General features: G+C 71.8%; 9 protein-coding genes. 8 read left to right on the top strand and 1 reads right to left on the bottom strand.

The genetic code is table 11. From position 1 onward, the window contains the following. Nucleotides 1-21: 21 nt before the first annotated feature. From MQV74_RS29490 to MQV74_RS29525, 8 genes are all read left to right on the top strand, one after another. A complete protein-coding gene (locus tag MQV74_RS29490; RefSeq protein ID WP_242724398.1) occupies nt 22-1,980 on the top strand; it encodes an acyl-CoA dehydrogenase family protein in 1,959 nt (652 codons plus the stop codon). 60 nt (nt 1,981-2,040) lie between these two features. Beyond that, complete coding sequence (gene dxr / locus MQV74_RS29495) at nt 2,041-3,306, top strand: 1-deoxy-D-xylulose-5-phosphate reductoisomerase (protein WP_242724399.1); 1,266 nt, start codon at nt 2,041-2,043, stop codon at nt 3,304-3,306. After that, nucleotides 3,303-4,604 carry a M50 family metallopeptidase gene (locus MQV74_RS29500; protein WP_242724400.1) on the top strand — a complete coding sequence of 434 codons (1,302 nt, stop codon included), beginning with the start codon at nt 3,303-3,305 and terminating at the stop codon, nt 4,602-4,604. The genes dxr and MQV74_RS29500 overlap by 4 nt, the downstream gene beginning before the upstream one ends. A gap of 219 nt (nt 4,605-4,823) precedes the next feature. Then, nucleotides 4,824-5,978, top strand: a complete 1,155-nt coding sequence (gene ispG / locus MQV74_RS29505) for a flavodoxin-dependent (E)-4-hydroxy-3-methylbut-2-enyl-diphosphate synthase (protein ID WP_242724401.1) — start codon at nt 4,824-4,826, stop codon at nt 5,976-5,978. Between the two features lie 937 nt (nt 5,979-6,915). Further along, the gene (locus MQV74_RS29510; protein ID WP_242724402.1) at nt 6,916-8,700 is read left to right on the top strand and encodes an alpha-L-fucosidase; all 1,785 of its coding nucleotides are present in this window, start codon (nt 6,916-6,918) and stop codon (nt 8,698-8,700) included. Between the two features lie 103 nt (nt 8,701-8,803). Beyond that, nucleotides 8,804-9,652: a GNAT family N-acetyltransferase gene (locus MQV74_RS29515; protein WP_242724404.1), complete on the top strand. Its 849-nt coding sequence runs from the start codon at nt 8,804-8,806 to the stop codon at nt 9,650-9,652. Nucleotides 9,653-9,692: 40 nt separating this feature from the next. Continuing rightward, nucleotides 9,693-10,241, top strand: a complete 549-nt coding sequence (locus MQV74_RS29520) for a GNAT family N-acetyltransferase (RefSeq protein WP_242724405.1) — start codon at nt 9,693-9,695, stop codon at nt 10,239-10,241. Nucleotides 10,242-10,395: 154 nt separating this feature from the next. Continuing rightward, on the top strand, nt 10,396-12,090 hold the full coding sequence (locus MQV74_RS29525) for a proline--tRNA ligase (RefSeq protein WP_242724406.1): 1,695 nt from the start codon (nt 10,396-10,398) through the stop codon (nt 12,088-12,090). 86 nt (nt 12,091-12,176) lie between these two features. On the opposite strand, the gene MQV74_RS29530 is transcribed toward MQV74_RS29525, so the two are convergent. After that, nucleotides 12,177-13,079, bottom strand: a complete 903-nt coding sequence (locus tag MQV74_RS29530) for an aminoglycoside phosphotransferase family protein (protein WP_242724407.1) — start codon at nt 13,077-13,079, stop codon at nt 12,177-12,179. Between the last annotated feature and the right edge of the window lie 47 nt (nt 13,080-13,126).

A 13,126-nucleotide genomic window follows, 5' to 3' on the forward strand; every position in this document is an offset into this window, starting at 1 on the left:
ACTCGCGGCGAGGTGAGCCTCATGACCGCACCAACCACCCCACCCCCGTCTCCCGCGTCGAAGCCCTCGGTCACCGAACGCGAGGCCCGCCAGGTCGCCGAGGCAGCCCGTGAGCAGGACTGGCGCAAACCCAGCTTCGCCAAGGAGCTCTTCCTCGGCCGCTTCCGCCTCGACCTGATCCACCCGCACCCGCTGCCCGCCACCCAGGACGCCCAGCGCGGCGAGGAGTTCCTGGCCAAGCTGCGCGACTTCTGCGAGACGGAGATCGACGGGGAGCGCATCGAGCGGGACGCGCTCATCCCGGACGAGGTCGTCAACGGCCTCAAGGAGCTCGGCGCGCTCGGCATGAAGATCGACACGAAGTACGGCGGCCTCGGTCTGACGCAGGTGTACTACAACAAGGCCCTCGCGCTCGTCGGCTCCGTCTGCCCCGCGCTCGGCGCCCTGCTGTCCGCGCACCAGTCGATCGGCGTCCCGCAGCCGCTGAAGATCTTCGGCACCCAGGAGCAGAAGGACGCGTTCCTGCCGCGCTGCGCCCGCACCGACATCTCCGCGTTCCTGCTCACCGAGCCGGACGTCGGCTCCGACCCGGCGCGGCTCGCGACGGCCGCCGTGCCCGACGGCGACGACTACGTCCTGGACGGCGTGAAGCTGTGGACGACCAACGGCGTCGTCGCGGACCTCCTCGTGGTCATGGCGCGCGTGCCCCGGTCCGAGGGGCACAAGGGCGGCATCACCGCGTTCGTCGTCGAGGCGGCGTCCGAGGGGATCACGGTCGAGAACCGCAACGCCTTCATGGGCCTGCGCGGCCTGGAGAACGGCGTCACCCGCTTCCACCGGGTCCGCGTCCCCGCCGCGAACCGCATCGGCCCGGAGGGCGCGGGCCTGAAGATCGCCCTGACCACCCTCAACACCGGGCGCCTCTCGCTGCCCGCGATGTGCGTGGGCGCGGGAAAGTGGTGCCTGAAGATCGCCCGCGAGTGGACGGGCGCCCGCGAGCAGTGGGGCAAGCCCGTCGCGCACCACGAGGCCGTCGGCGCGAAGATCTCCTTCATCGCGGCCACGACCTTCGCCCTCGAAGCCGTACTCGACCTGTCCTCGCAGATGGCCGACGAGGACCGCAACGACATCCGCATCGAGGCCGCCCTCGCCAAGCTGTACGGCTCCGAGATGGCCTGCCTCATGGCCGACGAGCTGGTGCAGATCCGCGGCGGCCGCGGCTTCGAGACCGCCGCGTCCCTCAAGGCCCGCGGCGAGCGGGCCGTACCGGCCGAGCAGATCCTGCGCGACCTGCGCATCAACCGCATCTTCGAGGGCTCCACGGAGATCATGCACCTGCTGATCGCCCGCGAGGCCGTCGACGCCCATCTGAAGGTGGCGGGCGACCTGATCGACCCGGACAAGACCCTGTCCGACAAGGCCAGGGCCACAGCCGCGGCCGGGGCCTTCTACGCCCGCTGGCTGCCCAGGCTCGTCGCCGGACCCGGCCAGCTCCCGCGCGCGTACGCCGACTTCGCCCCGGCCGGGCACCCCGACCTGTCCGGGCACCTCCGCTACGTCGAGCGCGCGGCCCGGCGCCTGGCCCGCTCCACGTTCTACGGGATGTCGCGCTGGCAGGGCCGGATGGAGACCAAGCAGGGCTTCCTCGGCCGGATCGTCGACATCGGCGCGGAGCTGTTCGCGATGAGCGCGGCGTGCGTGCGCGCCGACCTCCTGCGCACCACCGAGGACCACGGCCGCGAGGCGTACCAGCTGGCCGACGCGTTCTGCCGCCAGTCCCGCATCCGCGTCGACGAGCTGTTCGGGCGTCTGTGGACCAACACCGACGACCTGGACCGCAAGGTCGTCAAGGGCGTGCTCGCCGGTACGTACACCTGGCTGGAGCAGGGCGTGATCGACCCCAGCGACGACGGTCCGTGGATCGCCGACGCGACGCCCGGGGCGAGCCGGAGGGAGAACGTCCACCGCCCGATCCGCTGAGGCCGGGGGAAGGGGCGGGCCTGGGACCTCCCGGCGAGGGCACACGCCACAATGGTGGGCATGAGCGAAAGCCCCGCACCCCTCGCCGACCCGCACCGCGTCTTCGACCCCGGCACCGCCGCCGGGCCGCGGGAGATCGTCGTCCTCGGCTCCACGGGGTCGATCGGCACGCAGGCGATCGACCTCGTGCTGCGCAATCCCGACCGCTTCCGGGTCACGGCCCTGTCCGCCGCGGGCGGCCGGGTCGCGCTGCTCGCCGAGCAGGCCAGGCGCCTGCGGGTGCGGGCCGTCGCGGTCGCCCGCGAGGACGTCGTGCCCGCGCTCCGCGAGGCGCTGCGCGAGGAGTACGGGGCCGGGGAGCCGCTGCCCGAGATCCTGGCGGGCCCGGACGCGGCCACCCAGCTCGCCGCCTCGCCCTGCCACACGGTCCTCAACGGCATCACCGGCTCCATCGGCCTCGCGCCCACGCTCGCCGCCCTGGAGGCGGGCCGCACGCTGGCGCTCGCCAACAAGGAGTCGCTGATCGTCGGCGGCCCGCTGGTCAAGGCGCTCGCCAAGCCCGGCCAGATCATCCCGGTCGACTCCGAGCACGCCGCGCTCTTCCAGGCCCTCGCCGCGGGCACCCGCGCCGACGTCCGCAAGCTCGTCGTCACCGCGTCCGGCGGCCCCTTCCGCGGCCGGACGAAGGCCGAGCTCGCCGACGTCACGCCCGAGGAGGCGCTCGCGCACCCGACCTGGGCGATGGGCCCGGTGATCACGGTGAACTCGGCGACCCTGGTGAACAAGGGCCTGGAGGTGATCGAGGCCCACCTCCTCTACGACATCCCCTTCGACCGCATCGAGGTCGTCGTACACCCTCAGTCGTACGTGCACTCCATGGTCGAGTTCACCGACGGCTCCACGCTCGCCCAGGCGACCCCGCCGGACATGCGCGGGCCCATCGCGATCGGCGTCGGCTGGCCCGAGCGGGTGCCGGACGCGGCGCCCGCGTTTGACTGGACGAAGGCCTCCACCTGGGAGTTCTTCCCGCTGGACACCGAGGCGTTCCCGTCGGTGGGGCTCGCCCGGCACGTCGGGGAGCTCGCGGGCACGGCCCCGGCGGTGTTCAATGCCGCCAACGAGGAGTGCGTGGACGCCTTCCTGGCGGGCACGCTGCCGTTCAACGGCATCATGGAGACCGTCACCCGGGTCGTCGCCGAGCACGGCACGCCGCGGACGGGAACCTCGCTGACCGTGGCGGACGTCCTCGAAGCGGAGACCTGGGCCCGGGCCCGGGCCCGGGAACTGACGGCTTCGACCCAGACGACCGCGGAGGCTCGTGCATGACGACCTTGATGATGATCCTCGGCATAGTCGTCTTCGTGATCGGGCTGCTCTTCTCGATCGCCTGGCACGAGCTCGGCCATCTGTCGACCGCGAAGATGTTCGGCATCCGCGTACCGCAGTACATGGTCGGCTTCGGCCCGACGATCTTCTCCCGCAAGAAGGGCGACACCGAGTACGGCATCAAGGCCATCCCGCTCGGCGGCTACATCCGCATGATCGGCATGTTCCCGCCGGGACCCGACGGGAGGCTGGAGGCGCGGTCCACCTCGCCCTGGCGCGGCATGATCGAGGACGCCCGCTCGGCGGCGTTCGAGGAGCTCAAGCCCGGTGACGAGTCCCGGCTCTTCTACACGCGCAAGCCGTGGAAGCGCGTGATCGTCATGTTCGCCGGGCCGTTCATGAACCTGATCCTGGCCGTGGTGATCTTCCTCGGCGTGATGATGACCTTCGGCATCAGCACCCAGACCACCTCGGTCGGCAAGGTCTCCGACTGCGTCATCGAGGCCGGCCAGGACCGCGCCACGTGCGAGAAGGGCGACAAGCCCGCCCCCGCCAAGGCCGCGGGCCTCAAGGCGGGCGACAAGATCGTCGCCTTCCAGGGCAAGGACGTGGACGACTGGTCCGCGCTCCAGTCGCGGATCCGCGAGACCATCGGCCCCGCCACCATCACCGTCGAGCGGGACGGCAAGCGCGTCGACCTGCACGCCAACCTGATCAAGAACCAGGTCAGCAAGACGGACGGCGACGGCGGCTACGTCGAGGGCAAGTACGTGTACGCCGGATTCCTCGGCTTCACGCCCGCCTCCGGGATCGTCCAGCAGTCCTTCGGCGAGTCCGTCGACCGCATGGGCAACATGATGGAGAACGGCGTCGAGTCGATCGTCGCCCTGCCCTCCAAGATCCCGGACCTGTGGGACGCGGCCTTCGGCGACGGGGAGCGGGGGCAGGACTCCCCGATGGGCGTGGTGGGCGCGGCCCGGGTCGGCGGCGAGGTGTTCACCCTGGACATCCCGCCGCAGAACCAGATCGCGCTGATGCTGTTCCTGCTGGCCGGCTTCAACCTCTCGCTGTTCCTGTTCAACATGCTGCCGCTGCTGCCCCTGGACGGCGGCCACATCGCGGGTGCGGTGTGGGAGTCGCTGCGCCGGAACGCGGCGAAGGTCCTGCGGCGACCGGACCCCGGCCCGTTCGACGTGGCGAAGCTGATGCCGGTCGCCTATGTGGTGGCGGGGATCTTCATCTGCTTCACCATTCTGGTCCTGATCGCCGATGTGGTGAATCCGGTCAGAATTTCCTGACCGTACGGAGTTTGAGGCGGCCGGGCACCGTGTGTGCCCGGCCGCCTTCGTATGTGCGGTACGGCCCGCCAACGGGTGGACATCGGGGCGGGATGTGCTTGGGGCCTGTGGGGTGCCGTAATCTCGAACCCGCGAACAAGCGATGTTGCAGCGCGATGCCGCGAAGCCCGGAGCCCGCCGAACTCGGGACCTTGATCCACACTTGGGGATGCACGCCAGATGACTGCCGTTTCTCTCGGAATCCCGTCCGTTCCGACCAAGCTGGCCGACCGCAGGGTCAGCCGCAAGATCCAGGTCGGCTCGGTGGCCGTGGGCGGGGACGCTCCGGTGTCGGTGCAGTCGATGACGACGACGCGTACGTCGGACATCGGGGCGACGCTTCAGCAGATCGCGGAGCTGACGGCGTCCGGTTGTCAGATCGTGCGGGTGGCGTGTCCTACGCAGGATGACGCGGACGCGTTGGCGGTGATCGCGCGGAAGTCCCAGATTCCGGTGATCGCGGACATTCACTTCCAGCCGAAGTACGTGTTCGCGGCGATCGACGCGGGGTGTGCGGCGGTGCGGGTGAACCCGGGGAACATCAAGCAGTTCGACGACAAGGTCAAGGAGATCGCGAAGGCCGCGGGCGAGGCCGGTACGCCGATCCGCATCGGGGTGAACGCGGGCTCTTTGGACCAGCGTCTGCTGGCGAAGTACGGCAAGGCCACGCCGGAGGCGTTGGTGGAGTCGGCGCTGTGGGAGGCCTCGCTGTTCGAGGAGCACGGTTTCCGGGACATCAAGATCTCGGTGAAGCACAACGATCCGGTGGTGATGGTCAACGCTTACCGGCAGCTGGCTGCGGCGTGTGACTATCCGCTGCATCTGGGTGTGACGGAGGCGGGTCCGGCGTTCCAGGGCACGATCAAGTCGGCGGTGGCGTTCGGTGCGCTGTTGTCGGAGGGGATCGGGGACACGATCCGGGTTTCGCTGTCGGCTCCTCCGGCGGAGGAGGTCAAGGTGGGCATCCAGATCCTGGAGTCGTTGAACCTGCGGCAGCGGCGTCTGGAGATCGTGTCGTGTCCGTCGTGCGGGCGGGCGCAGGTGGATGTGTACAAGCTGGCGGACGAGGTGACCGCGGGGCTTGAGGGCATGGAGGTGCCGCTGCGGGTGGCGGTGATGGGCTGTGTCGTCAATGGTCCGGGTGAGGCGCGTGAGGCTGATCTCGGGGTGGCGTCCGGCAATGGCAAGGGGCAGATCTTCGTGAAGGGTGAGGTCATCAAGACGGTGCCCGAGTCGAAGATCGTGGAGACGCTGATCGAAGAGGCGATGAAGATCGCGGAGCAGATGGAGAAGGACGGGGTCGCTTCGGGCGAGCCGGAGGTCACGATCAGCTGAGGCGGGGCCTCGGCGGCGGCGGGGCGCAGGTCCGGTCTTCCCGCCCACCCGTACCTTCCGGGCTTCGTGGGCCCGGGCCCGACGCGTTGCGCTTCCTGCGGGTGCCGCCGCCCACCGCTACCGCGGTGGGTTGTCTCCCGCCCGCCCACCCGTGACGCCCGTGCTGCGCGAGCCCGGCCCCGACGCGTTGCGCTGTCCGTCCGTGTCGTGCCCGCCGCTACCGCGGCGGGTTTTCTCCCGCCCGCCCACCCGTGACGCCCGTGCTGCGCGAGCCCGGCCCCGACGCGTTGCGCTGTCCGTCCGTGTCGTGCCCGCCGCTACCGCGGCGGATTTTCCCGCCCGCCCACCCGTAACACCCCTGCTTCGTGGGCCCGGCCCCGACGCTTCGCGCTTCCCGGCTCCGCTCCCGGTGGGTGCTTCCCCCGCACGGCCCGGGTGGGGGCGGGCGGGTGGGCCCTCCCGTAGCGCGGAACGCGGCCCGCCCCGCTGTGGGCAATCGTCCCGCAGGGCGGGACGGGTGGGCACAGCGCCAGGTGCCGCCCTGCCGTCAAGACAGGGCCCGGCCGGGCGGCCCCCCGGCAGGCGGCAGCCAGGCCCACGCCCGGCGCAGCCCCCGGCCGAGCCCCGCCCCAGCGCGGCCGTAGGCCCGGCCCCCGGGGCCGAGTCGCGTCTGAGCTGCGCCTTCGTGATTCCCCGGGCGCACTGTCTTGACAGCTCCGATGTATCGCAGGACCTTGTTCGGGCGACTCGGTCGGGGAGGTGCCCCCATCTCGGTGTCCTCGCACGTGGCCGGGCCGAACCCCAGCAACGTCGTAGAGCCCTGGTGGTGATTCATCCGATGAGGCGGGGGCGGCCCGGGCAACCGGACAGCCCGGGCGACCCCGTGCTGAGGCGCCCAGCCGCTTCGTCAACGGAACCACGGAACCGAGGTGCATCCATGAGACGCCGTGGCGCCCTGCCCCTGTGGGCCGCCGTCCTGTCCCTCGTCGGCGGGCTGCTGTTCGCCGGGAGCGGCAGCTCCACCGCCCGGCCGGGGGACACCGTCGCCGACCCGCCCCGCCAGCAGCCGCTGCGGGACGCCACCGCCGGGCTCTTCCTGCACTGGGGCATGTTCACGAGCCCCCGGCACGACGACTGCGCGGCCTGGGAGAAGGCCGTCACCGACGGCGGCTGGACGCCCGACTACTGGGTGGACGAGGCCAGGAAACTGGGGGCGAGCTACCTCGTCCTCGCCACCTTCCACTCCCGCCTCGGCTACGCCCGCCCCTGGCCCTCGAAGATCCCCGGCTCCTGCTCCACGCGGCGCGACTTCCTCGGTGAACTGATCGCGGCGGGCGCGGCGAAGGGTGTCCGCACCATCCTCTACATGACCGACGACCCCAAGTGGCACGACGAGCAGGGCGTCGAGACCCTCGACTCGGCCGCGTACTCCGCCCACAAGGGCCGCGACGTCGACCTCACCACGCGCCCCGGCTTCGGCGAGTTCAGCTACGACAACTTCTTCGAGGTCATGGACGGCTACCCGAAGCTGTCGGGCTTCTGGATCGACAACGACAACGAGTACTGGGAGCAGCACGAGCTCTACGAGCAGATCCGCGAGCGACGCCCGGACCTGACCCTGAGCAACAACAACGAGGACACCCCGATCATGGACATGGTGTCCCACGAGCAGAAGACCGGCATGACCCCGCCCTACGACCAGCCGTCGGCGATCTGGACGCCCATGCCGCGCCTGACCGAGTCCTGCTACAAGGTGCCGAGCACCGGCGCCTGGTGGTACGACGGCCAGGACCGCCCCGTCGACACGGGCCTCAACGTCGGCCGGTACGTCGCCAACGCGGGCAGCTCCATCAAGTCCCTCATGGACCTCCAAGCCATGGTCGACGGCCGCTTCCCGCCCCAGCAGCGGAAGTTCACCGACTTCATGAAGGGCTACCTGCCACCGATCCGCGAGTCCCTGCACGGCGTCGACGGCGGCGGCTACGCCCACGGCGGCATGCAGCCCGGCGCCTGGAACGACGGCGCGTACGGCTACGTCACCGTCAGCCGCGCCCGGCCCGCCACGCAGTACGTCCACGTCACCACCCGGCCCACCGGCGGCGACCGGGTCGCGCTCCGCGACAACGGCCACCGCGTCACCGAGGTCACCGACCTGCGCACTGGCGAGCGCCTGCCGTTCGGCCAGCGGGACGGCAGCCTCACCATCCGCTCGATCGACGACTGGGACGCCTACGACACCGTCTTCAAGGTCGAGACGGCCCCGCAGCGCTACGGCGTGTACCCCACCGGCTCCGTCAAGGCGAGCCAACCGCAGCTCACCGACGGCGACTTCACCACGTACACGGACAACGGAGGCGCCCTGCCCGCCTCCTTCACGCTCGATCTCGGCCGCGTCAAGAAGGCCGCGTACCTCGGCGTCAACCAGCGCGAGTGGTCTCCCACCCACAATCGCTCCACCTTCGGCAGGCCCGAGGACTCCGCCCGCATCAAGGACTACACGGTGTCCGCCAGCGACGACGGCGAGCGCTGGCGCCGGGTCGCCGCGGGCGAGCTGGAGAGCGCGCGGGGCATCCGCTTCGTCGACCTCGGCGACGCACTGCGGACCCGCTATCTGAAGCTGGACGTGGCCACCACCTGGAGCGCTCCGGGCGCCCCGAACTTCTACCGGCGACTCAAGATCGACGAGATCCAGGTCGGCCACGACCACGTGCGGCGCCGCTGACCGAAGGGCCCCGCCGCCCGGCCGCCCCCGGCGACCGGGCGGCGGCACGGAACCTCGCCAGGTACAGTGCGGAGATCAGCAGACCGTATGGTGAGGCCCCGCCGTGTTGACCCAGACCACCACCAGGGTCCTCGAACCGAGTGACCTGGACGCCGCACTCGCCGTGCTCGACCGCGAGCCGGTCGCCAATGCCTTCGTCGCGGCCCGGGTGCAGGCCGCGGGCCTCGACCCGTGGCGCCTCGGCGGTGAGATGTGGGGCTGGTACGCCGACGGCATGCTGGAGTCCCTCTGCTACGCGGGCGCCAACCTCGTGCCGATCTGCGCCACCCCGCGCGCCGTGCGCGCCTTCGCCGACCGGGCCCGCAGGACCGGCCGCCGCTGCTCCTCCATCGTCGGCCCCGCCGAGCCCACCGCCCGGCTGTGGCGCCTCCTCGAACCGTCCTGGGGGCCCGCCCGCGAGGTCCGCGCCCAGCAGCCGCTCATGGTCACCGACCGGCTCCCCGACGACGTCACGCCCGACCCGTACGTCCGTCGCGTCCGCAAGGACGAGATGGAGACGATCATGCCGGCGTGCGTCGCGATGTTCACCGAAGAGGTCGGCGTCTCGCCGCTCGCCGGGGACGGCGGCCTGCTCTACCAGGCCCGGGTCGCCGAACTCGTCGGCTCCGGCCGCTCCTTCGCCCGCGTCGACCGGGACGGCCGGGTCGTGTTCAAGGCCGAGATCGGCGCCGCGACACCCCGGGCCTGCCAGGTGCAGGGCGTGTGGGTGGCCCCCGAGTACCGCGGCCGCGGCCTCGCCGCCCCCGCCATGGCCGCCGTCCTGCGCTACGCCCTCGCGGACGTGGCCCCCGTCGTCAGCCTGTACGTCAACGACTACAACACCCCGGCCCGGGCGACGTACCGCAAAGTCGGCTTCGAGGAAGTCGGCGCGTTCATGAGCGTGCTGTTCTGACCGAGCGCGGCCCCGTACGGCAGCGAAGTAGGGTTCCCGCATGACTGACGACGTCGTGATCGGCCCCCTCGACCTGGCCGCGCGGGTGGACGAGGCACTGCGCGTGCAGGCACTCGCCTTCGGGCTCGGCGACGACGAGGTGGCCGTACGGCGGCAGATCGTGCTCCGGCACCTCACCTACCCGGGCGCACGGGCCCTCGGCGCCACCACCCGCGACGGCCGGCTCGTCGGCTTCGTCTACGGCATGCCCAACGACCGCGCCCACTGGTGGTCCACCGTCGTCGAGCCCTATCTGCGGGCCCGGCGCACCGACGGCTGGCTCGACCACTCCTTCGTGATCACCGAGCTGCACGTGCGGCCCGGCTACCAGAACCAGGGCATCGGCCGCACCCTGATCACCGGCATCACGGACACCGCCACCGAGCCCCGCTCGATCCTCTCCGCGATCGACGCCGAGAGCCCGGCCCGGGGCCTGTACCGCTCCCTCGGCTACACGGACCTGGCCCGCCAGGTGCAGTTCCCCAGCGCCCCCAAGCCGTACGCCGTGATGGGCGCCCCGCTGCCGCTCGCGCGCCGATCGGCCCACTGACCGATTTCCGCCCGCGCCCGTGCCCCGGATAACCTGCGCCCATCATCTTTAGGTAGCAGCCAGGGGGGATTCAGCCCGTCCGGCGCTTGAGGACGAGGCCGAAGGCCGATTCACGGCACCGGACGCCCCCGTCAGAAGAACGCAGGAGTTCATCATGGCCCAGGTCCAGCGCATGTCCCGGTTGATGGTCAAGACACTGCGCGACGACCCGGCGGACGCCGAGACGCTCAACCACAAGCTGCTGGTCCGCGCCGGTTACGTACGCCGCACCGCCGCCGGCATCTGGACCTGGCTGCCGCTCGGCAAGAAGGTCTACGAGAACGTCGCCCGGGTCGTCCGCGAGGAGATGGACGCCATCGGCGGCCAGGAGGTCCTCCTGCCCGCCCTGCTGCCCAAGGAGCCGTACGAGGCGAGCGGCCGCTACGAGGAGTACGGCGACCTGCTGTTCCGCCTCAAGGACCGCAAGGGCTCCGAGTATCTGCTCGGCCCCACCCACGAGGAGATCTTCACCCAGGTCGTCAAGGACCAGTGCGCGTCCTACAAGGACCTGCCGGTGATCCTCTACCAGATCCAGACGAAGTACCGCGACGAGGCACGCCCGCGCGCGGGCGTGCTGCGCGGCCGCGAGTTCCAGATGAAGGACTCGTACTCCTTCGACACCAGCGACGAGGGCCTCGCCGAGGCCTACGCCCTGCACCGCGCCGCCTACCAGCGCATCTTCGAGCGCCTCGGCCTCGACTACCGCATCGTCTCCGCGGTCTCCGGCGCGATGGGCGGCTCGGCGTCGGAGGAGTTCCTGGCCCCGGCCCCGGCCGGCGAGGACACCTTCGTCGACTGCCCGGCGTGCGACTACGCGGCCAACACGGAGGCCGTGACCTTCGCCCTGACGTCGGTCGAGGGCGCCGGGCACCCCGCCGCCGAGGACCTCGACACCCCCGACACGCCGACGATCGAGACCCTCGCCCAGCACCTGGGCGTCCCGGCCTCCGCGACGCTCAAGAACCTGCTCGTCAAGGTCGACGGCGAGATCGTCGCCGTCGGCGTGCCCGGCGACCGCGAGGTCGACCTCGGCAAGCTCGCCGAGCACCTCGCGCCCGCCGAGGTCGAGCTGGTCACCGCCGAGGACTTCGAGGGCCGCGACGACCTCGTCCGCGGCTACATCGGCCCGCAGGGCCTGGAGAAGGTCCGCTACCTCGCCGACCCGCGCGTCGCGCCCGGCACGGCGTGGATCACCGGCGCCAACAAGCCCGACACGCACGCGAAGAACGTGGTCTGCGGCCGTGACTTCGAGGTCGACCAGTACCTGGACGTCGTCGTGGTCCAGGAGGGCGACCCCTGCCCCGCCTGCGGCGCCGGGCTCAAGCTCGACCGGGCCATCGAGATCGGCCACATCTTCCAGCTCGGCCGCAAGTACGCCGACACCTTCCAGCTCGACGTGCTCGGCCAGAACGGCAAGCCCGTGCGCGTGACCATGGGCTCGTACGGCATCGGCGTCTCGCGCGCCGTCGCCGCGCTGGTCGAGCAGACCGCCGACGAGCAGGGCCTGTGCTGGTCCAAGGAGATCGCGCCCGCCGACGTCCACGTCGTGGCCGCGGGCAAGGCCGTCCAGACCGAGCTCGCGCTCGACGTCGCCGAGCAGCTGAACGCCGCCGGGGTGCGGGTCATCGTGGACGACCGCGCCGGGGTCTCTCCCGGCGTCAAGTTCACCGACGCGGAGCTCATCGGCGTCCCGAAGATCCTCGTCGCGGGCCGCCGCTCCGCCGAGGGCGTCCTGGAACTCAAGGACCGCCGCACCGGCGAGCGCGAGGAGCTCTCCGTCGCCGACGCGATCGCCCGCCTCACGGCGTAACGGGCCTGCGAACGCCGGACGGGCCGGAGACTGCCGCGAAGCGGCACCTTCCGGCCCGTCCGGCGTTGTCGTGCGCCCCGCGAGCGCTACAGCCAGTCCGCGAACTCCAGGAGCAGCTCCGCGTCCTGGGCGCGGCCCACGCGCAGGGCCCGGACGCCCGACTCCACGGCCCGGAAGAGCGTCCATCCCCGCAGCCGCTCCTGGTCCACGTCGAGGGACTCGGCGAGCCGCTTGACGCGCCGCCGCGTCACCGCCGCCCCGGACGGGGTCGCGATCAGGTCCTCGACCCGGTCCCGCACGAGCCGCGCCAGGTCGAACGCGCACTCGCCCACCACCGGATCGGGCCCCACGGCCAGCCACGGCACCCGCTCGGCCGCGAGCACCTTGCTCTGCCGGAAGGTGCCGTGCAGCAGCCGCTCCTCCGGCGCGTCCGCGAGCAGCTCCGCGCGCGCCGTGAGGGCCGCGTCCACCAGCGGGGCCACGTCCGGGTCCGGATGGGCCCGCATCGCCTCGGCCTGCCGCCCCGTGCGCTCGGCGACCGTCTCGAAGCGGTGCCCGGCGGGCGGCTCCACCCACAGCCGCCGCAGCGTCCCCGCGGCCTCCAGCATGGACTTGGCCTCGGGCAGGGAGCGTACGGAGACGTCCCGCTGGAGCCGTTCGAGCAGCAGGGCGCCGTCGGCCGCCGCCTCGGCGCCGAGCAGCCGCACCGCCCCGAGCCCGGCCCAGTGGGCGAGCGCGGCCCGCTCGCCGGCGGGCCGCGAGCGCGGCGGCACCAGCTTCAGGACGGCGGGGGTCCCGTCGGCCCGCCGCACGAGCACGACGAGGCTGCTGCGGCCCCCGGGCACCTGCACCCGCTCGACGGTCAGGCCGAGCCCGGCGACGGCCTCATCGGTGCGCGCGGGGAGGTTCCGCAGCCAGACGTCGGTGTCCGCGTCGCCCGGCGTCTCGCCGAGCGCGCGGACGAGGCGCGGCGGCGGTTCGAAAGCCATGCGCGAGGTGTTCCTTTCCCAGCCGGGTCCCAGCGGCGCTGGGGTGC

The organism is Streptomyces sp. AN091965 (assembly GCF_022698285.1).
Classification (GTDB): Bacteria; Actinomycetota; Actinomycetes; order Streptomycetales; family Streptomycetaceae; genus Streptomyces.

What these genes read in the sequence shown, in the direction of transcription:
- MQV74_RS29490 (WP_242724398.1), top strand. Translation starts at nt 22, where the DNA reads ATGACCGCACCAACCACCCCACCCCCGTCTCCCGCGTCGAAGCCCTCG.
- dxr (WP_242724399.1), top strand. Translation starts at nt 2,041, where the DNA reads ATGAGCGAAAGCCCCGCACCCCTCGCCGACCCGCACCGCGTCTTCGAC.
- MQV74_RS29500 (WP_242724400.1), top strand. Translation starts at nt 3,303, where the DNA reads ATGACGACCTTGATGATGATCCTCGGCATAGTCGTCTTCGTGATCGGG.
- ispG (WP_242724401.1), top strand. Translation starts at nt 4,824, where the DNA reads ATGACTGCCGTTTCTCTCGGAATCCCGTCCGTTCCGACCAAGCTGGCC.
- MQV74_RS29510 (WP_242724402.1), top strand. Translation starts at nt 6,916, where the DNA reads ATGAGACGCCGTGGCGCCCTGCCCCTGTGGGCCGCCGTCCTGTCCCTC.
- MQV74_RS29520 (WP_242724405.1), top strand. Translation starts at nt 9,693, where the DNA reads ATGACTGACGACGTCGTGATCGGCCCCCTCGACCTGGCCGCGCGGGTG.
- MQV74_RS29525 (WP_242724406.1), top strand. Translation starts at nt 10,396, where the DNA reads ATGGCCCAGGTCCAGCGCATGTCCCGGTTGATGGTCAAGACACTGCGC.
- MQV74_RS29530 (WP_242724407.1), bottom strand. Translation starts at nt 13,079, where the DNA reads ATGGCTTTCGAACCGCCGCCGCGCCTCGTCCGCGCGCTCGGCGAGACG.